Source organism: Mycobacterium simiae (assembly GCF_008370645.1).
GTDB classification, from domain to species: Bacteria; Actinomycetota; Actinomycetes; order Mycobacteriales; family Mycobacteriaceae; genus Mycobacterium; species Mycobacterium simiae_A.
On sequence record NZ_VTZN01000021.1, the window covers coordinates 1 to 21,698 of the forward strand.

Here is a 21,698-nt window from a genome sequence, read left to right on the forward strand (position 1 = left end):
ACCACGCCCACCGACCAGGATCCCCGCCGCCGACTACTACGAACCGACCGTGACACAAGGCATTTGCTCGAATGACGAATGACCCTACCGAGCCACGACAACACCACCGTAACGTCCCAGCGCGTGGAGACCAAGGTGCTCAGAAAGGCAGTGCTGCTGGCCTGCCGGGCGCCGTCGGTGCACAACAGCCAACCCTGGCGGTGGGTAGTCGAAGGTAACGCCAAAGACCGCACCGCTCACTTGTTCGTCGATCGCCACCGAACCGTCCCAGCCACCGACCATTCCGGCCGTGAAGCACTCATGAGCTGCGGCGCAGTGCTCGACCACCTCCGCATCGCCGTGACTGCCGCGCACTGGCAGGCCAGCATCACTCGCTTCCCCGATCCGAAGAACTTCGACCATTTGGCCACAGTCGAATTCAGCCCCATCGATCACGTCAGCGACGCCCAGCATAAGCGCGCCCAGGCGATTCTGCAGCGGCGCACCGATCGGCTTCCGTTTGACCGCCCCAGCTATTGGCACCTCTTCGAACCCGTCCTGCTCGGCATCGTCGACAATGACGCTGCGCTGCTGCATGTCCTCGCCGACGAGCAACGGCCACACTTGGTGCAGGCGTCACAGCTCAGCGAAGCACTGCGACGCGATGATCCGTCGTACCATGCCGAACTTGATTGGTGGACTTCACCATTCGCATTAGCTGAGGGCGTGCCACCAAGCGCGCTGGCATCCGACACCGAACGCCTCCGCGTCGACGTAGCCCGGGATTTCCCGGTCCGCAGTCACCAGGATCGCCGTGCCGGAATCACCGCGGACTGGTCGAAGATCCTTGTACTGTCGACACCTGATGACACCCGGGCTGACGTATTGCGTTGCGGCGAAGTGCTATCCAGCGTGTTACTCGAATGCACCATGGCCGGCTTGGCGACCTGCACGTTGTCCCATCTGATCGAATCGAGCGAAAGCCGCGACATCGTCCGCAACATGATCGGCCAACGTGGCGAGCCCCAAGTCTTGATCCGCGTCGGCATCACACCGCCGATCGACGACCTTCTTGCTCCCACCCCGCGGCGGCCACTAGACCGCGTCCTGGAAATCCGCCAAACGACCGAGAAAGGTTAAGTCGATGCTCGACGACCCAGTTACGTATCTGTCAGACGACGAGAGTTGGAAACTGCTGAGCGGCGCCGCACTAGGCCGGCTGGTTACCAGCATTGCCGGCCAGCCCGAAATCTTCCCGGTCAATTATGTTGTGCAGGATCGCACCGTGCTTTTCCGAACAGCGGAGGGTACCAAACTCTTTCTCGCCGTGACGAATAGCCCAGTGGCGTTCGAGGCCGACGATCACACCACCACCGAAGGCTGGAGCGTGATCGTCAAAGGGCGGGCACAGGTACTGAAAACTGACGCCGAGATCCAGCGGGCCGAACAGGCCAAATTGTCGCCGTGGATCGCGACATTGAAGCTCCACTACATGCGGGTGATCCCGTCCGAAATCACGGGCCGTCACTTCAAGTTCGGACCGGAGCCGGACCGCGCCGAAACGTTTGCGTGACGCAGTTCAGTGAGCGCAGCTCAACGACGATCAGCGCGTCGAGTTCGCGAGTGTCAAAGCCGTTGAGCCGGCGGTGCAGGGCCCAGGCGATTCTGGCGCCCTGCACTTTCGTACGCTCGACCGCCGGGCCCCGATACATCGCATCAACTGTGTCGTTCGAGATGGTCAGCCAGCGGACGAAGTGGTGATCGCGCAGTGGAGTCCGCTCGTGGAGGTCTCGGTGCGCAGTCAAAGCGCAACCCGGTAAAGTCCGGCACCGAATAGGACGGTCTACCAGAAGTCGCACATGATCGGCAGGTGCGCCTCCAGGCCGCTAGCCCGCAGTTCGGCGAACGGCTCCCGCAGCAGCTGGTCGGAGCAGGCCCGGCCGTAGAAGCGCCGCGGCAGCGCCTCGACGTCGGTTCCCCGATCACCGAACCGTTGGAGATCGAGAAGACGCGCGAAGCCGTGCGGGCGGACGTGTTCGGCGCCTGTAGCTACCCACAGATGCTGCTGCGAGTGGGCTGGGCGCCGATCAACGCCGACCCTTTGCCGGCAACGCCGCGACGCGAACTCGCCGAAGTCGTCGAATGGCCTCCGCAGCTATGGGAGGAGCGGGGCTGACCAGCGCAACACGGTCCCGTTGCCGGCTGTGCTCTCGACGGTGAAATCACCACCGACCTCCTCGGCGCGACGACGTAGGTTAGTCAGGCCGCTGGCGGTGAATTCAGCGGGCATCCCGCAACCGTTATCGCTCACCTCGATGCAGAAGTCGTCGTCCACCTTGACCCGAACCGTCAACGTGGTCGCGTGTGCGTGCCGTACCGCGTTGCTGACCGCTTCCCTGACCACCGCCTCGGCCTGATCAGCCAGCGCGCTGTCCACTACCGATAGCGGCCCGACGAATTGGACTGTCGTGCGCAACCCGGAGCCGGCGAATTGGGCGACGGCGGCGTCGATTCGCTGCCGGAGCCGCGTGATGCCCTGTGACGCCCCGTGCAGGTCGAAAATCGTCGTCCGGATCTCTTGGATGACGCCCTGCAAGTCGTCTATCGCCTCCGAGAGTCGTTGCTGGACTTCGGGAACACGTGCCCGCGGCACGGCACCTTGCAACGCCAGACCGATGGCAAACAGCCGTTGGATCACTTGGTCGTGTAGATCACGCGCGATGCGGTCCCGCTCGGTCACTACGTCGAGTTCGCGCATCCGACGCTGGGAGCTGGCCAGCTGAAGGGCCAGGGCAGCCTGATCGGCGAAGGCACCCATCATCTCCAGCTGTTCATCGGTAGCGGGTCCTGGACTGCTGTGGCGCAGCAACACAACGACGCCGGCGACGGTGTCGGTAGCCCGCAGCGGCAGCAGCAGAGCCGGACCCGCCACGTCAAGACCGTCCAAGCCGATCTCGTCGACCTGTTTCGGCGTGCTGTTGCCGAAGACATCTTCGAGTGCGGTGCCCGCCACTGGAACGGTTCGCCCGCCAGCGAAAGCCACAGCGCTGCCGACGGTTTCGATCACCAAAAGCTCCGACACGTCGACTGCCGGCGCGTTCTCGTCCAGCGGAATGGCCACCAGGGCCGCATCGGCCTCGGTCAGCTTGAGCGCTTCCTCGGCGACAAGCCGGAACACCGTTGCGGGTTCGGCGCCGGAGAGCAATTCGGTGGCGATGTCGCGGGTGGCCTCGATCCACGACTGCCGCGCGGTGGCCTGTTGGTAAAGCCGGGCGTTCGCGATGGCGATACCCGCGGCCGCCGCGAACGCCTGAACCAGCAACTCGTCGTCGTCGCTGAACGGCTGACCGTTGGTCTTGTCCGTCAGATACAACGTGCCCAGCGATACGTCACCCACCCGAACCGGCACCCCGAGAAAGGTGCGCATGGCCGGATGGTTCGACGGAAAACCCACCGAGGCCGGATGCAACGAGATGTCGTCCAGTCGCAAGGGCTTGGGCTCGTCGATAAGCAGGCCGATGATCCCCAAGCCTTGAGGTAGGTGGCCGATGCGCTGAACGGTCTGGTCGTCGACACCCTCGTAGACGAACTGCAACACCCGCTTGTCCCGGTCGTGCACCTCCAGGGCGCCATAGCGAGCGTCGACCAGATTGGTCGCCGAGTGCACAATCGTGCGCAAGGTGGCGTCAAGGTCTAAACCCGAGGTGACGACGAGCATCGCCTCCACTAGCCCGTCGAGGCGGTCGCGGCCGTCCACGATCTGCTCGACCCTGTGCTGCACCTCAACCAGCAGTTCACGCAGTCGTAGCTGGGAGAGCGTCTGGCGCAGCGGACGCATATCGTCTAAGGCGGTGCTCGCCTCGACGGGAAGACTGTCTTCAATCATGCTGCGCGTTATCTAATCACCAGGCAAGCGCGAGCGCTTCAATTGCGTTGCGAAGACCGCGGCCTGCGTTCGGCGCTCCATACCCAGTTTGGCCAGCAGTCGCGACACGTAGTTCTTCACCGTCTTTTCCGCCAAGAACATCCGATCGGCGATCTGCTTATTGGTGAGACCCTCGCTTAGCAGGCTCAGCAGCGTCCGCTCCTGATCGGTGAGACCTGACAACGGGTCCGGCTGCCTGACGGTGGCACCGCGTAACTTGGACATCAGCGCCGCCGCGGCCTTATTGTCGAGCAGTGACCGCCCCGCACCCACATCTTTAACAGCGCGAGCCAATTCCATTCCCTTGATGTCCTTGACCACATACCCGCTGGCCCCAGCCAGAATCGCATCCATCATCGCCTCGTCGGAGGTGTAGGATGTCAGAATCAGACAGCGTAGATTTGGCATGCGGGACAACAAATCTCGGCACAATTCGATGCCGTTGCCGTCGGGCAAGCGGACGTCGAGCACTGCCACCTCCGGCTTGACCGCCGGAATCCGGGCCATCGCGTCGGCGACGGAGCCCGCCTCTCCGACGATATCGAGTTGAGGGTCCGCGTCGAGCAGGTCGATCAGGCCGCGCCGCACCACCTCGTGATCGTCGACCAAGAAGACAGTTACCAAGGCCTTGCTCCTGACATCCGCTTGCCTACAGGTTGCCGCTCCGCACCGTGAGCACCGAACATCCCGCCACATAGACGTTGCACAGCTGCGCAGCGTGCGAATCCGTGACATAAAGCTGGTCCGGCTTTGCGTTGGCAGCCAGGTAACGGCAGGCATGTCCTCGAATAATGGCCGACTCGACCGCAACACCGGGGTACAGCCGCGTCCATCGAGCTAGGCGGCGGCTCAGTTGAGCTTGCGCCAAACGGTTTCCGTCGTCGGACTCGGTGGGTGTTTCGGCTATGCGCAAGAACAGGGCCCGCAGCGGGACTTTGCGCAGCCTTGCCTCTTCGAACGCATGTCGCAGCACCGAACCGTTGTTCACTTCCGCGACGACCCTGTTGACTTTGGGTGCTGCTAATGCGCCGGGGGATGCCTGGATGACAGCAACCGGACATAGCGCCGCCCCAGCCAGGGTCGCCGCGAGCGAGCCCTCGCCCCGGCGGGCGTGGTTGAGCCCGATCGACCCCACACAAACCATCACCGCCGATCGGGATTCCTCCATCAGCTTTGCGAGCGGCCTTCCCCGCAACACCTCGGTCTCAACCTTGACTGGATGCCCGGTAGCTTCGATAGCGCGGGAGACATCGAATAATGCCGCGTGCGCCGCGCCTTGGCGACCAGCGCGGCCATCGCCGCCTGAGGGCTCCAGCGGGTCGATGACGTAAACCAGACGCAGGGGAATATCCCGACCGACCGCCTCATCGATCGCCCACAGCGCCGCCTGGGTAGCCGCCTTCGATCCGTCGATACCGACGACGACTGCCGGAGCGGACGGATTGCTCATCGGGCCTCCTCTGCTGAGGGCGTTGGCTAACCAGCACGTTATTGGCCAGAAACCGGGAGTCTCCAGGGGCATTGGTCCCGATATCGGTGCCATTGGTCCCTATGAACGGCACGCGGCGAGCCTTTGCTATTACCAGTGCCTATTACCAGTGCTGCGTTAGACAAATTGGATGCTATGCGCCGACTCGGCATGTGAATCATGTGTGATGCGCCCGCCGACACCGCCAGTCGCCCCGACAGGCGCTTCAGGAGAGCTCAAAAAGGCTGCTCAGCAGCTATCGTCCGCATCCCAGTCCGGTCAACAATCATCGCGTCCCCTCGTGGGAAGAGGATGGGCGCAGGGCGTCGCCCCGTAGCACTACATCCGGTCATGGGCGCGAGATCAGCCGGGAGGTGCGGAATCGCTTGCTGCGTAGCCGCACTCGGAATCGTGCTGCCGTTGACGACGTTGATCGCCAGTCATTCGGTTGCCTATGCGCTGGTTTTGACCGGCACCACGGCAGTCGTCGTGCTGCTGGGGCTGCCGCTCGCCCGGCACCTGTCGAGCACCCCGTCCAACGCTGCCCGACCATCTGCCGCATCGCACCGCGATGGAGGACCAGATGGCCGCCGTTATTGACCGCTATTCCACCCGCTGGGGCGGATGGGAAGGCAAGGAGGACAAGTCATCATGACCGGTGCCGTGATCGGTGTCATCGTGCCAGGGGTTGTCGGCATCATCATGCTGGCTGCACTTGCCGTGCCCTTGCTGGCTGTGCTGCGCGAGTACCAGCGCGGAGTGGTGTTTCGGATGAGCCATGTGCGCCCACACTATCAGCCCGGGCTGCGGCTGCTGATTCCTCTGGTGGACAAGATGGTCCGAGTCGACCAGCGGCTGGTCACGTTGACCATTCCGCCTCAGGAGGTGATTACCCGCGACAACCTGCCAGCCCGGGTCAACGGCGTCGTCATGTACCAGGTGACGGAACCGATGAAAGCGATACTGCCGGTAGAGAACTACGCGGTGGCTAGCGTGCAGATCGCACAGACCACGCTGCGATCACTGCCGGGCCGGGTGGACCTAGATACGCTGCTGGCACACCGGAGGACCTCAACAACGATCTGCGCAGCATCATCGAAAAGACGACCGAACCATGGGATGTACAGGTGCAGGTAGTCGAAATCAATACGTAGAGCTCCCGGAGTCGATGCAACGGGCAATGGCCCGCGAAGCCGAGGCCGAACGCGAGCGACGCGCAAAGGTCATCACCGCCCGTGGCGAGCTACAGGCATCAGAGAAGTGACGGCAAACGGCCGAGATATTGTCCAAGAGCCCCGGATCGTTGCAATTGCGCTATTTACAGACGCTTCTCGAGTTGGGAGCGGATCCTAATTCAACGGTGGTGTTCCCGCTACCGGTCGACATCATCGCGCCGTTTTTACGCCACCCTGAAATCTTGGAGGGCATTACCAGGTTCGGCAAAGACAGCGTCAACCACAGTGGCTAAGCACATGCCAGCCGGCGGTGAGCGAACTCACCGACAAGACCAAAGTTCGGCTTAACGTCCCCGTGATCAAAAGTCCGCAGCTGCGGCGACCTGAAGCCCTACTGTGGCGCAGACCAGTTGTAACCTGCTGCTATGCGTCGGGCACGGGATGAAAGGCCCCCCGAATACTGATCCCTTAGATAAAGCTGCCCCTTGGCAACCGTTGATCTGTTGTAGGCTGGCCGCGGCCCGACTTGCCATATATGGCAACGCTTCTGGTGGTCGGCGCCCCACGCGGTCCACCCGCTTGTGACAACCCCGCGAGCCAGCGCCGGTTCTTGGGCGTTTACCGACATCCGCCGCAAGGTCACCGCCAGCCTAGGGGGGCTGTGAAGTAATGGATTACGCATTCTTGCCACCGGAGATCAACTCCGCGCGGATGTACAGCGGGCCCGGGCCCGGCTCCTTGCTGGCGGCTGCGCGAAGCTGGGACATGATCGCCGTGGAGTTGACGTCGGCGGCCGATGGCTATGGCTCGGTGCTTTCCTGCCTCACCGCGATGTACTGGTGGGGCCCGGCATCGGCGGCGATGCTGGCCACTGCAACCCCTTTGGTGGAATGGCTGCAGTCCACCGCCTCGCAGGCCGAGCAGTCCGCCAATCAGGCCAGAGCGGCGGCGGTAGCCTTCGAGCAGGCCTACGCGATGACGGTTCCGCCACCGGCGATCGCAGCAAATCGCGCTCAGCTCCAAGTGCTGATCGCTACCAACTTCTTCGGCCAGAACACCGCGGCAATCGCAGCTACCGAAGCGCAGTACGCGGAGATGTGGGCCCAGGATGCAGCTGCGATGTACGGCTACGCCACCAACTCTGCGGCCGCGACCCAGCTGACGCCGTTCTGCTCACCCCAACAGAGCACCAACCCCGACGGGCTACCCGCACAACGCTCTGCGGTCAATCAAGCCGTCAGCAGCTCCACCGGAAGCGCGGCAACGGTGTTGTCGAGGTTGTCTGCTCTGGTGCCCCAAGCACTGCAGGCCGTGGGGGATTGGCCAAACATCCTCCCGGAGGACTTCACGATCCTTGACGCCATCTTCGCCGTATACGCGACGGTCGGTGTCTCGCAGGATGTCGAGTCGTTTGCCGCCGGGATCATTGGCGCCGAAAACAGCCTGGGATTGTTAGGCACCGGGGAGAATCCGGCAGAGTTGGTGCCAGGCGGGCTCTCCCCGGTATTTTCTGCGGCGGAAAAGGGTGCTGGCGCCGGCCTGTCGAACGCGGTAACTGTCAGTATGAGCCGGGCGGGTTCGATCGGGCCGTTGTCTGTACCGCCGTCGTGGACCGCACCCTCGGCCGGCCCCGCCGCCGCGATATCGGGCAGCGGCTTGACCACGATACCGGGTACTGAAGTAGCCGATCACGGCATGCCAGGGGCACCCGGGATGCCAACGGGGACAATGAAGCGCGCCTCTAGTGTCGTACCCCGCTATGGGGTTCGGCTCACGGTGATGTCGCGCCCGCCGGCGGCCGGGTGACAGCTCTTTCTTAGACCCGCGCCTGCGCTACCTGGGCGCCGTGTCGTCCGGATACCCGCAGCACACCAGCATGGTACCGACGTCGACGCGCGACGCGGACGTGCCCAAGCACGCCGTGGTCGAACTTAATCTTGTCTTAGGAAATTCGACCTTGATTTTGTCGACCGTCGCTTAATATTCAGTGCAACCGGCCTGCGTGGTCGGCTGCGGCTTGCCAGTTCCAGGGCATCCGAAACCGAAAGTCACCCACATGCCCTCCGCGAATGGCCCGCCCCACCAGTCAGCAAGCGGTGCTGCCGGAAGCGAGTTCTGACGGCCGCGGGTCCGCAATAGCGCTGACCCACTGCTGTTTTGGGCTATGGATCGCCCGCATAGACCGAGCCTCCCCGCAATTCACGACACCGTCAATGCCGCACTCAGTCACGAAGACATCGAGCCGATCGCGGCCAGTTCATCACACGCAAGCAAGAAGGTAAGGAGCTGTGACACAATGGATTACGCCCTGTTGCCACCCGAGGTCAACTCCGCTCGGATGTACACCGGTCCGGGCGCGGCCTCAATGTTAGCGGCGGCTGGAAGCTGGGACATGCTGGCCGCCGAGCTGGACACCACCGCCCAGACCTACGAATCGGTGGTGTCTAGCCTGGTCGCCTTGGACTGGTACGGTCCCGCGGCGGAGTCGATGGCAGCCCAAACCGCACCCTACATAAGTTGGCTGTACGCAACCGCCACCCAGTCCAAGCAGACAGCCATGCAAGCGATGGCCGCGGCGGCAGCCTACGACCAGGCATTTGCGATGACGGTGCCACCGCCGGTGATCGCCGCCAACCGCATCCAGTTGATGGCCCTGATAGCGACAAACTTCTTCGGTCAGAACACGGCAGCGATCGCGGCCACCGAGGCGCAGTACGCCGAGATGTGGGCCCAAGACGCCACCGCGATGTACGGCTACGCCAGCAGCTCGACGGCGGCGGCGCAGCTAGTGCCGTTTTCCTCCCCGTCACAGATCACCAACTCGGCTGGACTGAGCGCTCAAAGCGCCGCGGTAGCCCAAGCCAACGCCAGCGCAGCCGCCGCCGACCCGGTGTCACAGCTGGTGGCGGTCGTAAGCCAATCCCTGCAGGGGTTGCAGGCATGGGCCACCGGCATTGTTCCGGAAGACTTCGCCGTGCTCGATGCCATCTTCGCCATCTACGCGACGTTCAGCGCGATTGACAGTGTCGAGTCGATCGCCGACGGCATCATCGGAGACGAAGCCGATTTGGCGCCGTTGTTGACCAGCGCAGCGGAGACCCTGCCAGCCGAGGCTTCGGTGCTTGCGGCGGCGCAACAGCCGGTCGGTGCAGGACTGGGGCCCAACGCTGTGCTCGCCAGCGCGGGCCGGGCAGGTTCGATCGGGCAACTGTCGGTGCCGGCGAGCTGGGCCGCGCCGGCGACGCGGACCGTGGCGGCATTGGCGCCCGCCGGCTTGACCACGATTACGGGAACCGAAGAGGCCGCTGCCGGCACGCCGGGTGTTCCGGGAATGGCGGTGCCGGCGCCCTCGCGAGCTTCCGGCGTGCTTCCCCGCTACGGGGTCCGACTCACGGTGATGGCACATCCGCCGGCGGCCGGGTGAGTCGGCTCCTTAGTCGGATGGCGGCTCGGCCGGCGCGAAATTCCAATTGTCGGGGTTCTTTGGCGAATACACCACCGGAAGCACCTGTCCCGTGGCCGGCCACTGGTCGACGTCGACGGCCATCCGCCGATACACGGCGTACTCGTTGACAGCGGGTCCGTTGATGACGCCGGAGATGGTGACGAATTGCTCGCCAGTTTCCTCCGGTCGCCCGCTGACACCGGTCACCAACAGCGTGCCGCTGGCCAGGGCGCCGCGCGGGCCGGGGCGAATGAACCGCGGAGCAAGAAACACCGCGAGGACCGCAACCAATATGAAGAGCACACCCCATTCCCATCCCACCCCGCCATGGTAGGACTGCTCGCATGACTGCGGAGGATCTGCGCCTTGCGCTGGACCTCGCCGACCGCGCCGACGCGGTGACGCGCGCCCGGTTCGGCGCTCTCGACCTGCATGTCGACACTAAGCCGGACCTGACCCCGGTTACCGACGCCGACCGCGCGGTCGAAACACAGCTCCGTGAAACACTCGGGCGAGAACGGCCCGGCGACCGTATCCTTGGTGAAGAGTTCGGCGGAACAACCACCTTCAGTGGGCGGCAGTGGATCATCGACCCGATCGACGGCACCAAGAACTTCGTGCGCGGTGTGCCGGTGTGGGCCAGTTTGATCGCCCTGCTCCAAGATGGCATCCCGTGCGTCGGTGTCGTGACCGCGCCCGCGCTACACCGCCGGTGGTGGGCCGCGCACAGCCACGGCGCCTTTGCGTCAGTCAACGGCACCCAGCCGCGCCGGCTGTCGGTTTCCTCAGTGGCAGAACTGGATTCGGCGAGCTTATCGTTTTCGAGTCTGTCGGGGTGGGAGCAGCGCGGCTTACGCGAACGTTTCATCGAGCTAACCGATGCGCTGTGGCGGGTGCGTGCTTTCGGCGACTTCCTGTCTTACTGCCTGGTGGCCGAGGGCGCCGTCGATATCGCTGTCGAACCTGAGGTGTCGGTGTGGGACCTGGCGGCATTAGACATCCTGGTACGCGAGGCGGGCGGGCAACTCACCGACTTGAACGGCACCCCCGGCCCGCACGGCGGCAGCGCCGTTGCGACCAACGGCCTGCTGCACAGACCGGTCCTGGGGAGGCTTTACGCGAACTAGCCTGACGGTTAGGAACCAGTACGGATCGACACTGGTCATCGCGACTGGTATGCCGTGCGGCGTTACGCCTCAACCGATGACGAACGCTGCTCAGCGTGCGGATTCCAGTTGGCGCGGTGGTATGCCGGCCCGGCCGGACAGCGGAGCCGGCGCCGGCTGCCTGGTTGACCAGCTTGTTGTGGTGTGAGGTATGCAACACGTGCTAGCTATCTTACTCCGGAGTAAGATAGCGTTCATCCGCATTGCCCCAACGACCGAGGCTGCTGACATGACCGACACACTTCCCGCTGCTACACCTGCTTCCGGCCCCGATTCGGGCTCATCGCGGCCGCCCAGCAAACAACGCGGCCGCACGACCGGTGTCGGCCTGCAGCCGCACAAACGGACCGGGATCGACGTCGCGCTGGCGGTCCTCACCCCGATCGTCGGCCAGGAATTTTTAGACAAATACCACCTGCGCGATCCACTGAACCGGTCCCTGCGCTACGGCGTGAAAACCGTATTTTCGACAGCCGGGGCGGCCAGCCGTCAATTCAAGCGGGTGCAGAACCTCCGGGGTGGCCCGACCCGGCTCCAGCCCAGCGGCAGCGACTACTTCGACCTCACCCCCGACGACGACCAGAAGATGATCATCGAGACCGTCGATGAGTTCGCCACCGAGATACTGCGTCCCGCCGCGCACGACGCCGACGATGCCGCGACCTATCCGGCCGACCTCATCACCAAGGCCGCCGAATTGGGCATCACCGCGATTAACATTCCTGAGGACTTCGACGGGATCGCCGAGCATCGCTCCAGCGTGACCAACGTGCTGGTGGCCGAGGCGCTGGCGTACGGCGACATGGGACTGGCGTTGCCGATCCTGGCCCCCGGTGGGGTGGCGGCCGCGCTGACCCGCTGGGGCAGCTCCGATCAGCAGGCCACCTACCTCACCGAGTTCGCCGGCGACAACGTCCCGCAGGCGTGTGTGGCTATGGCCGAACCGCAACCGTTATTCGACCCCACCCGGCTACAGACCACCGCGGTGCGCACCCCCTCGGGCTACCGGCTCGACGGCGTGAAATCGCTGGTCCCGGCGGCGGCCGAGGCCGAACTTCTTATCGTCGCGGCCCAGCTGAACGGCAAGCCAGCGCTGTTCATCGTCGAGTCGTCGACCAAAGGGCTGACCGTGAAAGCGGACCCGAGTATGGGCATTCGGGCCGCCGCGTTGGGCCAGGTCGAGCTCTCCGGGGTGTCTGTCCCACTGAGCGCCAGACTGGGCGAAGACCAGGCCAGCGACGACGACTACTCCGAGGCGATCGCGCTGGCCCGGCTGGGCTGGGCCGCGTTGGCGGTCGGCACGTCACACGCGGTGCTCGACTACGTCATCCCATACGTCAAGGAACGCCACGCCTTCGGCGAGCCCATCGCGCGTCGGCAAGCCGTGGCATTCATGTGCGCCAACATCGCGATCGAGTTGGACGCACTACGGCTCATCACGTGGCGCGGCGCGTCCCGCGCCGACCAGGGCCTGCCCTTTGCTCGCGAGGCTGCGCTGGCCAAGCGGCTCGGCACCGACAAGGGCATGCAAATCGGCCTGGACGGGGTGCAGCTGCTCGGCGGTCACGGCTACACCAAGGAGCACCCAGTCGAACGCTGGTACCGCGATTTACGGGTCATCGGCCTCGCCGAGGGTGTTGTCGTCATCTGAATCGTTATCTGAAACGAGCCGAAAGTCTAGTTATGGCAATCAATCTGGAACTACCTCGCAAACTGCAAGCCGTGATGACACTGACGTATCAGGGCGCCGCCGAAATCATGCGGCCGGTCTCACGCAAGTACGATCTGAAGGAACACGCGTACCCCGTCGAGCTCGACACGATGATGAGTCTGTTCGAAGGCGTGGCGGACGCCAAGTCGACTGCCTTCGCCGGCGCCGACGCGCTCGGCGACACCGAGTCCAGCGGGGACAACCACAACGGCGGCAACATGGCCGCGCTGCTGCAAACCCTGGAGGCTAGCTGGGGGGACGTCGCGTTGATGTTGACGGTCCCCTACCAGGGTCTGGGCAACGCGGCCATCTCCGCGGTAGCCACCGAAGAGCAACTTGAGCGGCTGGGCAAGGTGTGGGCCGCGATGGCTATCACCGAACCAGGATTCGGCTCGGACTCGGCCGCTGTGTCGACGACCGCCACGCTGGATGGCGACGAGTATGTGATCAACGGCGAAAAGATCTTCGTCACCGCCGGATCGCGCGCCACCCACATCGTCGTGTGGGCAACCCTGGACAAGTCAAAGGGCCGCGCGGCGATCAAGTCGTTCATCGTGCCGCGCGAGCATCCCGGTGTCACGGTCGAGCGGCTTGAGCACAAACTCGGTATCAAGGGTTCCGACACTGCGGTAATCCGTTTTGACAACGCCCGCATCCCCAAAGGCAACCTACTAGGCAACCCTGAAATCGACGTCAGCAAAAGCTTTTCCGGGGTCATGGAGACCTTCGACAACACCCGGCCGATCGTTGCCGCCATGGCCGTCGGGGTTGGACGCGCCGCGTTGGAGGAGATCCGCAAGATTTTGACCAACGCCGGGGTCGAGATCGACTACGACAGACCCTCGTGCGTCCAAAGCGCAGCCGCAGCCGAGTTCTTGCGGATGGAGGCTGACTGGGAGGCCAGCTACTTGTTGGCCTTGCGTGCTGCATGGCAGGCCGACAACAACATCCCCAACTCCAAAGAAGCGTCGATGAGCAAAGCCAAGGCCGGCCGGATGGCCAGCGACGTCACCTGTAAAAGCGTCGAATTGGCCGGCACCACGGGCTATTCCGAGCAGACGCTGCTGGAGAAGTGGGCGCGCGACTCGAAGATTCTGGATATTTTCGAGGGGACTCAGCAGATACAGCAGCTGGTAGTCGCCCGTCGACTGTTGGGTTTGTCGTCGGCTGAACTCAAGTGACCGAGAGCCACACTGACCCCTTGAGGTCGGCGCCGCGAGCAACTGTCACTGTAGTCACAGGACTCTCTGCGGGCCAGGGTGTCCGTTCTGCCCACCTCATCGCGACAAAGTCGTTGCCGGCGTGGATTTGTCGTTTGCAGACGGGCGTCGATCTCTCACAGTCCGACCAGACGATCGCACTGCTCCCGCAACTGCTGCCCCAAGGAATCGTCGAGGGCCAGCGCGGACGGCTCCCGAGTCGTGTTGTCCTCGAAGTACTGTCCGGTTGTGGCCGCCAAGCCGGCGTCGGCGGCCAAATACGCTAGACGGCGACCGCCCTCCTCGGGCGAAATCATGGTGAATCGTTTCACCAGCGCCAGAACTGGTCGCGCGAACCACGGTGCTCTGTCCCAAATATTGGTGGCCACCATCCCCGGGTGCAGCACGTTCACCGTCACCCCGGTGTCGGCCAACTCGCGAGCCAGGTCGCGGGTGTACAGCACGTTGGCGAGTTTGGATCGCGAGTATGCCTTGATCGTGCTGTAGCCATGGCGGTACCCGAGATCGTCGAAGTCCAAGGTGCCCCGATAGTGAGCGGTCGATGCGGTGATCACGATCCGCGCGGGCGCGCTGGCGATCATCAGCGGCTTGAGCAGCTCGGTGAGAAGGTACGGCGCTAGGTGGTTGACGGCGAAGGTAGCTTCGTAACCGTCCTGCGTCTCGGTTCGTGTGGCATAGACCGTGCCAGCATTGTTGATCAGGACGTCGATATGGTCATAGTTATCCCGCACCTTAGCGGCAAGTGCGCGAACGGAATTCAGCGAGGCGAAGTCGCAGGCCAGGGTGTCCACGCGGGCTGCGCCGGCGCTGGACACTCGAGCCGCCGCGGCTTCGAGTTTGCTTTGACTGCGTCCCGTGAGCACCAGGTGATTTCCCGAGGCCAGCTGTGTTGCGCATTCCAGCCCGATGCCCGCAGTGGCTCCGGTAATGAGGATCCGCGTCGGTTGAGTCACCGCACCGCCTGAGCGCCGGTGTGGACAACAACGGTCGCCACGACAGTTTCCTCCTGCCCGCCGACCTTATGCGACGGCCAGCCTCTTCGAGCAGGGTACGCCGTCGATGTGATCGCGGGCGGCGGCGTCCACGGCGCTGCTCCTGGTCTGCCGGTCGACGAGCCGACGCGTTCGCGGGGCGGCCTGTGGCACGGGTAGCGGTGCGTTCTAGATTGGGACGTCGGGGCTGAAAGCGGTTGACGCGGCTTGACAAGGAGGCGGCATGCGCGCGATACGGGTAACTCGACTGGACGGCCCGGATGCGGTGGAGTTGGCAGAGATCGACGAACCCGCCGGCAACGGCGTGGTGGTCGATGTCCATGCTGCCGGCGCGGCGTTCCCGGACGCGTTGCTTACCCGCGGCCGGTACCAGTACAAGCCAGAGCCACCGTTTGTACTCGGAGCCGAGATCGCTGGGGTGGTTCGATCAGCCCCGCACGGTGCTCGCGTGCGCGCCGGCGATCGAGTCGTCGGCCTCACCATGCTTACCGGCGGTATGGCCGACGTCGCAGTACTCTCCCCCGACCGGGTGTTCACGCTACCGGACAATGTGAGCTTCGAAGCCGGCGCCGGCCTGCTGTTCAACGACCTGACGGTGTATTTCGCCTTGAGTGTCCGTGGCCGGTTGCAGCGCGGCGAAACTGTACTGGTGCATGGGGCTGCCGGCGGCATCGGCACGTCGGCGCTGCGGCTGGCGCCAGTGCTCGGGGCGTCGCGCACCATCGCGGTGGTCAGCACCGAAGACAAGGGTGCCATCGCGACGGCGGCCGGGGCGACCGATGTGGTTTTGGCGGAGGGATTTAGGGACGCGGTCAAGGAGTTAACCAGCGGTCGCGGCGTTGACGTCGTCGTCGACCCGGTCGGTGGCGACCGGTTCACCGATTCCCTGCGCTCACTAGCCCCAGCGGGACGCCTGCTGGTCATCGGCTTCACCGGCGGTGAGATACCGACGGTCAAGGTAAACCGGCTGCTGCTCAACAACATTGACGTGGTTGGCGTTGGCTGGGGGGCGTGGACACTGACCCATCCCGGCGCGTTGGCGCAGCAGTGGGGCGCACTCGAACAGCTGCTCAGTTCGGGCGAGCTGACTCCCCCCGAGCCGGTGGTTTACCCGCTCGAGCAAGCCGGCGCGGCGGTCGCATCGCTGGAGAACCGCACCGCCCAAGGCAAGGTTGTGGTGCGCCTACGCGACTAGAAGTTGCAGAGCTTAAACAAGATTCGCGAAATCGCCGGCAATCGACTTGGCCGCCCCGTAGCAAGCGTAGAGGAAGAAGCCGAGAAATATCAGCAACCCCGTATTGGCAGCGATCGGATAGCCGCATGCGTTGACAATTCTGTCACCGTGCCGAGTGTTGCCAACGGATTTACCCCAGTCGTGTTCAGCCCGCCTGGCAGTGACGGCAAGCGCTAGCCACCGACATCGGCCGGGGCATCGCTGATGCCCTGTTGAGGCCGCCATTAGTTGTCGTTTTCGCCAACTTTGGTTGACAGACTGGCGCTCAGTGATTCAGCGCAAGGTCTTGCGCTCGTCGAAAACAAAAAGTAATGTCACTTTCACTTTCGTTGCTTCGCGGACCTCGTCGAAGGTCGTTCGATCCCTGGGAGCTCACGCATGGAATCCTTCGTCCACCTGCGAAAAGGCAGGACGCCACGGCGCCTGCACGCCGACCTCGACGGCCTCAAGGACGACGAGCTGGGCCGTGGTGGCTTCGTGGGCCGGACCGCAAACATCTACCGTCGCCATGATCCCACCGCGTACCGAGTTGTCGGCCCGTTGTGTCCTGTCGACATGTTGGCCGGCGAGCTGAAACCTAGTGACGCCGTCGATGCCAACGGCGGGCCGCTGCTGATGTTCAGCAACGACGAGTGCCGCGTGCTGCTGAGCCGCCGCCACGAACCGATGCCGTATTACGCCCGCCACGTCGACGGAGACCTGTTGTGCTTTGTGCACCGAGGCACCGGTCTGCTGGAAACCGAGTTCGGGCCGCTGCGCTACCGGGAGGGCGACTGGATCTACATTCCCAAGGCGTGCACCTGGCGCCACGCGCCGGATAACGAGACCACATTGCTGATGATTGAGGCCAGCAACGAGTTTCGGGTACCCCCACCCGGCCCGCTGGGACGCCACTTCCCCTTCGACCCGGCGCAGGCCACCATCCCCGAGCCGGCGCCGATCGACAACGCTTTAGGGCTGGACGGTCGCGACGAATATGAGGTCCGACTGGTCCACCAGGGCGGCCCCACAACGCTTTTCTACCAACACAATCCGATCGACGTCGAGGGCTGGCGTGGTGACAATTTCGCGTTCACGTTCAACATCGCCGATTACAACGTCATCACCTCCGACAGCGTCCACCTGCCGCCGACGGTGCATCTGTTCATGCAGGCCAGAGGTGTCTACGTGATGAACTTCCTACCCAAACCCGCTGAAGGCGTTGCCGGCACCGAGCGCTCGCCCTGGTATCACCGCAACGTCGACTACGACGAGGTCGCCTTCTTCCACGGCGGCTCGCTCTACGGCGTCCCGATGCCCGCAGGCATGATTTCCCATGCGCCGCAGGGAGTTCACCACGGCCTGCCGGAGCGGGCGCGCCAACATGCGCGCCGTAGCTTCGACGAGTATTCCACCGTCGACTGGCAAGTCGTCGCCATCGACACCCGCCGGCGGCTAACCCCGTCGGCTGAGGTGCTGGCCCACGATCTGGGGCAGCACTGATCATGACGACGGAACACGAATACGATCGAATCCCCTATCTCATCGCATTCCAGAATGATTCGGGTGTCCGTGACGCATATGGCGGGTTGGCCGAGATCACCGTGCTGGAGAGCTATCTGCTCAAGCCCACTACGCCCTCGGACACGGTGCTGGTGTTCATGCATCCGATCGGCGGCGGCGCCTACCTGCCGATGGTCAGTGCGCTAGCCCGGGCCGGCCATCACGTGATCTACTGCAACAGCCGATTCCGCGGCACCGATTCGGCGCTGGTGATGGAGAAGGTGGTCCAGGACCTCGGTGAGTGCATCAAGGATGCAAAGACTCGGTTGGGCTACCAGAAGGTGGTGTTGGCCGGATGGAGCGGCGGCGGTTCGCTCTCGGTGTTCTACCAGCAGCAGGCTCAACAGCCCACGATCAGGTCGAGCCCGTCGGGAGACGGTCCCGACCTCACCGCGCTAGACCTAGCGACAGCTGACGGCATCATGTTGCTCGCCGCCCACATCAGCAGACACGGCACCCTGACCGAATGGTTGGACGCGTCCATCCTCGACGAATCCGACCCCACCAAGCGCGATCCCGAGCTGGATCTGTACAACCCGGACAACCCCAACCAGCCGCCCTACAGCCAGGAATTTTTGGCCAGATACCGGCAGGCCCAGATCGACCGAAACCGCCGCATTACTGCATGGGTCAAAAGCAGGTTAGCCGAGCTGTCCGCCCAGGGCCGCCCAGATGACGAGTTCTGCTTCGTTGTGCACGGCACCATGGCCGACCCACGGTGGATAGACCCTAGCGTCGACCCGAACGAACGGACCCCGGGCAGCTGCTACCTGGGTGACCCGCAGGTGGTGAACATGAGTCCCACTACGCCGGGCCGCTTCTGCTCACTACGCAGCTGGTTGTCGCAATGGAGCTACGACGACGCGCGCGGCGACGGCGTGGCATGCGCGCGGGACCTGGCAGTACCCGCGCTGGTGATCGGTAACCTGGCTGATGACGCCTGCACGCCCAGCCACACTCGACGGCTCTTCGACGCCATCGGGCATTCCGATAAGGAGAAGTACGAAATCCCCGGCGCTACACACTATTACGCCGGTCCGGGCCAGCGCGACAAGCTGCGCCAGGCTGTCGACGTCGTCACCGACTGGCTGATCCGACACGACTTTGCGAGCACCGAATGACCGGACCGCTGACCGGCGTCCGGGTACTCGAGCTCGGCACCTTGATCGCCGGCCCGTTCGCGGGGCGGCTGCTTGGCGACATGGGCGCCGACGTCATCAAAGTGGAACCCCCAGCTGCCCCGGACCCGTTGCGCACCTGGGGCCAGGCCGAAGTCGACGGGCACCACGTCTTCTGGACAGTGCACGCGCGCAACAAGCGGGCCATCACTTTAGACCTGCGCCGGCCCCGTGGACGCGAGCTGTTTCTCGACCTGGTCGAGAAATCCGACATTGTCGTGGAAAACTTCCGGCCCGGAACGCTGGAGAAGTGGAACCTGGGCTACGACATCCTCAGCGCGCGCAATGCGGGCATCATTCTGGTTCGGGTATCGGGCTACGGCCAGAGCGGACCCGACGCGCACAAAGCCGGGTACGCCTCGGTGGCCGAGGCGGTCAGTGGGCTACGTCATCTCAACGGCTTCCCCGGCGGGCCGCCGCCCCGGCTCGCGCTGTCGCTGGGCGACAGCCTGGCCGGCATGTTCGGCGCCCAGGGCGCACTGGCTGCCCTCTACCGCCGTACAGTCACCGGCAAAGGCCAAGTGGTCGATGTCGCACTGACCGAATCCTGTTTGGCTATGCAGGAATCCACGATTCCCGATTACGACGCCGCCGGGGTGGTGCGCGGACCGTCAGGCACCCGTCTGGAGGGCATCGCGCCGTCCAACATCTACCGCAGCGCCGACGGGTCTTGGGTGGTGATCGCGGCCAATCAGGACACCGTGTTCGACCGCCTGTGCACCGCAATGGGGCGCGCGGAATTGGTCACCGACCAGCGATTCGCCAGCCACGGTGCCCGGGGACGCAACCAAGATGAATTGGACAAGATCATCGGCGCCTGGGCAGCCGAGCGCCAACCCGGCGAGATTATCGAAACGCTTTCTCGCGCGGGAGTGATCGCCGGGCCGATCAACACGGTCGCGGAGGTGGTCAACGACCCGCAGCTGCGGGCCCGCGGCATGCTGGTCGAGCACTACGACGAAAGGGTCGGACGAAACGTTCTCGGGCCGGGGATCGTGCCGGTACTTTCCGAGTCGCCCGGCGGGGTCCGCCACGCCGGCCCCGCGCGACCGGGTCAACATAACGCCGATGTCTATCTCGGGCTGCTGGGTAAGAGCACCGCCGAGCTGGAAGAATTGCGGACCGAGGGGGTGCTGTGACCCAGCACGTGGCCATTCGTGAAGTGGCGCTGCGCGACGGCCTACAGATCGAGAAACCAGTCCCGTTGTGCGCCAAACTGGAATTGCTGGCCGCGGTAGCCGCCACCGGGGTCCGCGAGGTGGAAGCTTGCGCGTTCGTGTCACCGTCGAAGGTGCCGTCGATGGCGGATGCCGCCGAACTCGCGGCCGAACTGGGCCATTACCCCGACATCGAGTTTTCGGCGCTGGTGGCCAGTCCAAACGGTGCCAAACGCGCGATCGCCGCGGGCCTGCGCTCGATCGAATACGTGGTATCGGCTAGCGACTCGTTCAGCAAGGCCAACGTCGGGCGTGGCAGTGCCGAAGCAACCAACCAGATCAGCGAGATCTTGGCCATCGCCCATCACAGCGACGTCTCCGTCGAAATCGTCGTCGCCACGGCGTGGGACTGTCCGTTCGAAGGGCCTACCCCACCGCAGCGGGTCCTCGACATCGCGACGGTCGCCTGTGACCACGGAGTAGACCGGTTCTCCATTGCCGACACCATCGGTACCGCTACCCCGGGACGGGTGAGCTCCCTTATCGCACAAGTGCTTCCAGTGATCGGCGGCATTCCGCTGGGCGGGCACTTCCACAACACCCGCGGCACCGGGCTGGCCAGCGCGTATGCGGCGGTCAGCTCCGGTGTCACCCGGCTGGATGCCTCGGTCGGCGGACTAGGTGGTTGTCCGTTCGCGCCCGGCGCCACCGGCAATATCGCCACCGAAGATTTGGTGTATCTGCTGACCGACAGCGGTTTCGAAGTCGACGTCGACCTGAAGGCGGCAATCGGGGCCGCTGAAGTCGCCAGAGCCGTTGTCGGCCATGATTTGCCGAGTGCACTGCTGCGCGCGGGAGACCGGATCCGCAACTGATGCCCGTCGAACTGCTCAGTTCCAAAGGCCGCCAAACTCGGCAGGCCATCGAACAGGCGGCCCGGAAGCTGTTCGCCGAGCGCGGCTTTCACGGCACCACGCTCGCCGATATCACAGCTGCGGCGGGAAAATCGCCAGCTGTGTTCTACCGGTACTTCACCGACAAGGAAGATCTTCTGGCGGCCCTGGCGGAATCGTTTCTGCACGACGTCGTCGCCCCTTCCGGGCTGAGCGTGCACCTGCCGGATACCCCTGACGACGACGCGTTCTTCACCTCGGTGGTCACCGGTTACTGGAGTATTTTCAAACACCACATCGGCATCATGATTGCCGTTGCTCAGCTGGCCGCCACCCAGCAGCGCTTCGCCGATGTCCAGAACCAATTCCGGCGCTTAGGTATAGACATCGTGGCCGCTTCGGTGCGCCGCGCCCACGAGCAGGGTTACGCTACGGAGCTCAACGCGGAGCACACCGCGGCGGCCATCGCGTTGTTGTTCGAAAACTTCACCACCGTGTTCGTCGGCACGCCGAGCCCTCGGGGACTCGGCCTGGACATCAGCGATGAGGAAGCGATCAGGACCTTGTCGACGATCTGGAAGAAAACCTTGTACGGTGCCTAAGGAGATATAGA

Annotated in this window: 18 protein-coding genes and 4 pseudogenes; 16 read left to right on the forward strand and 6 right to left on the reverse strand. The window is 64.1% G+C overall.

Annotated elements, in window-relative coordinates; genetic code table 11:
• The first annotated feature begins 135 nt into the window (after window positions 1-135).
• Entirely contained in the window at window positions 136-1,119 is a 984-nt protein-coding gene (locus F0Q45_RS05690) for an Acg family FMN-binding oxidoreductase (RefSeq protein WP_149653042.1), read from the forward strand.
• Window positions 1,120-1,123: 4 nt separating this feature from the next.
• Window positions 1,124-1,552 (forward strand): pyridoxamine 5'-phosphate oxidase family protein, encoded by a 429-nt coding sequence (locus F0Q45_RS05695; RefSeq protein WP_149653018.1) that lies wholly within the window; start codon window positions 1,124-1,126, stop codon window positions 1,550-1,552.
• On the opposite strand, the pseudogene F0Q45_RS29055 reads toward F0Q45_RS05695, so the two are convergent.
• Window positions 1,509-1,939 (reverse strand): annotated as a pseudogene (locus F0Q45_RS29055) (group III truncated hemoglobin). The gene F0Q45_RS05695 and the pseudogene F0Q45_RS29055 sit on opposite strands and share 44 nt — an antisense overlap.
• Before the next feature lie 18 nt (window positions 1,940-1,957).
• On the opposite strand from F0Q45_RS29055, the pseudogene F0Q45_RS05705 reads away from it, so the two are divergent.
• A pseudogene (locus F0Q45_RS05705) lies at window positions 1,958-2,155 on the forward strand (Acg family FMN-binding oxidoreductase); the annotation flags it as partial.
• On the opposite strand, the gene F0Q45_RS05710 reads toward F0Q45_RS05705, so the two are convergent.
• The 3 genes from F0Q45_RS05710 to F0Q45_RS05720 are packed head-to-tail and all read right to left on the reverse strand — an operon-like array spanning window position 2,135 to window position 5,354.
• Entirely contained in the window at window positions 2,135-3,817 is a 1,683-nt protein-coding gene (locus tag F0Q45_RS05710) for a sensor histidine kinase (protein WP_373424927.1), read from the reverse strand. The pseudogene F0Q45_RS05705 and the gene F0Q45_RS05710 overlap by 21 nt on opposite strands.
• Window positions 3,818-3,877: 60 nt before the next feature.
• Entirely contained in the window at window positions 3,878-4,528 is a 651-nt protein-coding gene (gene dosR, locus F0Q45_RS05715) for a hypoxia response regulator transcription factor DosR/DevR (RefSeq protein ID WP_149653020.1), read from the reverse strand.
• A gap of 25 nt (window positions 4,529-4,553) precedes the next feature.
• A complete protein-coding gene (locus F0Q45_RS05720) occupies window positions 4,554-5,354 on the reverse strand; it encodes a universal stress protein (protein ID WP_149653021.1) in 801 nt (266 codons plus the stop codon).
• A gap of 356 nt (window positions 5,355-5,710) precedes the next feature.
• On the opposite strand from F0Q45_RS05720, the pseudogene F0Q45_RS29890 reads away from it, so the two are divergent.
• From F0Q45_RS29890 to F0Q45_RS05740, 4 genes and pseudogenes are all read left to right on the forward strand, one after another.
• Window positions 5,711-6,027: pseudogene (locus tag F0Q45_RS29890) on the forward strand (nitric-oxide reductase large subunit); the annotation flags it as partial.
• Window positions 6,024-6,840 (forward strand): annotated as a pseudogene (locus tag F0Q45_RS05730) (SPFH domain-containing protein). The pseudogenes F0Q45_RS29890 and F0Q45_RS05730, both read left to right, overlap by 4 nt.
• Before the next feature lie 376 nt (window positions 6,841-7,216).
• The gene (locus F0Q45_RS05735) at window positions 7,217-8,353 is read left to right on the forward strand and encodes a PPE family protein (protein WP_149653022.1); all 1,137 of its coding nucleotides are present in this window, start codon (window positions 7,217-7,219) and stop codon (window positions 8,351-8,353) included.
• A gap of 490 nt (window positions 8,354-8,843) precedes the next feature.
• Window positions 8,844-9,971: a PPE family protein gene (locus tag F0Q45_RS05740; RefSeq protein ID WP_149653023.1), complete on the forward strand. Its 1,128-nt coding sequence runs from the start codon at window positions 8,844-8,846 to the stop codon at window positions 9,969-9,971.
• Between the two features lie 9 nt (window positions 9,972-9,980).
• Here the strand turns inward: F0Q45_RS05740 and F0Q45_RS05745 are convergent, their stop codons facing one another.
• Window positions 9,981-10,313: a hypothetical protein gene (locus F0Q45_RS05745; RefSeq protein ID WP_149653024.1), complete on the reverse strand. Its 333-nt coding sequence runs from the start codon at window positions 10,311-10,313 to the stop codon at window positions 9,981-9,983.
• A gap of 23 nt (window positions 10,314-10,336) precedes the next feature.
• Between F0Q45_RS05745 and hisN the strand changes: the two genes are divergently transcribed.
• The 3 genes from hisN to F0Q45_RS05760 all read left to right on the forward strand — a co-directional run bounded on the left by hisN (window position 10,337) and on the right by F0Q45_RS05760 (window position 14,050).
• Window positions 10,337-11,119 (forward strand): histidinol-phosphatase, encoded by a 783-nt coding sequence (gene hisN, locus F0Q45_RS05750; protein ID WP_149653025.1) that lies wholly within the window; start codon window positions 10,337-10,339, stop codon window positions 11,117-11,119.
• Window positions 11,120-11,387: 268 nt separating this feature from the next.
• On the forward strand, window positions 11,388-12,809 hold the full coding sequence (locus F0Q45_RS05755; RefSeq protein ID WP_149653026.1) for an acyl-CoA dehydrogenase family protein: 1,422 nt from the start codon (window positions 11,388-11,390) through the stop codon (window positions 12,807-12,809).
• A 32-nt stretch (window positions 12,810-12,841) separates the two neighbouring features.
• Window positions 12,842-14,050: an acyl-CoA dehydrogenase family protein gene (locus F0Q45_RS05760; protein ID WP_149653027.1), complete on the forward strand. Its 1,209-nt coding sequence runs from the start codon at window positions 12,842-12,844 to the stop codon at window positions 14,048-14,050.
• A 155-nt stretch (window positions 14,051-14,205) separates the two neighbouring features.
• On the opposite strand, the gene F0Q45_RS05765 is transcribed toward F0Q45_RS05760, so the two are convergent.
• Window positions 14,206-15,042 carry an SDR family oxidoreductase gene (locus F0Q45_RS05765; protein ID WP_262490885.1) on the reverse strand — a complete coding sequence of 279 codons (837 nt, stop codon included), beginning with the start codon at window positions 15,040-15,042 and terminating at the stop codon, window positions 14,206-14,208.
• A 262-nt stretch (window positions 15,043-15,304) separates the two neighbouring features.
• Here F0Q45_RS05765 and F0Q45_RS05770 point away from each other — a divergent pair, with 262 nt between their 5' ends.
• From F0Q45_RS05770 to F0Q45_RS05795, 6 genes are all read left to right on the forward strand, one after another.
• Entirely contained in the window at window positions 15,305-16,276 is a 972-nt protein-coding gene (locus F0Q45_RS05770) for an NADPH:quinone oxidoreductase family protein (protein WP_149653028.1), read from the forward strand.
• A gap of 417 nt (window positions 16,277-16,693) precedes the next feature.
• Window positions 16,694-17,797 (forward strand): homogentisate 1,2-dioxygenase, encoded by a 1,104-nt coding sequence (locus F0Q45_RS05775; RefSeq protein WP_149653029.1) that lies wholly within the window; start codon window positions 16,694-16,696, stop codon window positions 17,795-17,797.
• A 2-nt stretch (window positions 17,798-17,799) separates the two neighbouring features.
• The gene (locus F0Q45_RS05780) at window positions 17,800-18,978 is read left to right on the forward strand and encodes an alpha/beta hydrolase (RefSeq protein WP_149653030.1); all 1,179 of its coding nucleotides are present in this window, start codon (window positions 17,800-17,802) and stop codon (window positions 18,976-18,978) included.
• Window positions 18,975-20,174: a CaiB/BaiF CoA transferase family protein gene (locus F0Q45_RS05785; RefSeq protein WP_149653031.1), complete on the forward strand. Its 1,200-nt coding sequence runs from the start codon at window positions 18,975-18,977 to the stop codon at window positions 20,172-20,174. Before F0Q45_RS05780 ends, F0Q45_RS05785 begins: the two co-directional genes overlap by 4 nt.
• A complete protein-coding gene (locus F0Q45_RS05790; protein WP_149653032.1) occupies window positions 20,171-21,067 on the forward strand; it encodes a hydroxymethylglutaryl-CoA lyase in 897 nt (298 codons plus the stop codon). Before F0Q45_RS05785 ends, F0Q45_RS05790 begins: the two co-directional genes overlap by 4 nt.
• The gene (locus F0Q45_RS05795; RefSeq protein WP_149653033.1) at window positions 21,067-21,687 is read left to right on the forward strand and encodes a TetR/AcrR family transcriptional regulator; all 621 of its coding nucleotides are present in this window, start codon (window positions 21,067-21,069) and stop codon (window positions 21,685-21,687) included. Before F0Q45_RS05790 ends, F0Q45_RS05795 begins: the two co-directional genes overlap by 1 nt.
• Window positions 21,688-21,698: the final 11 nt, after the last annotated feature.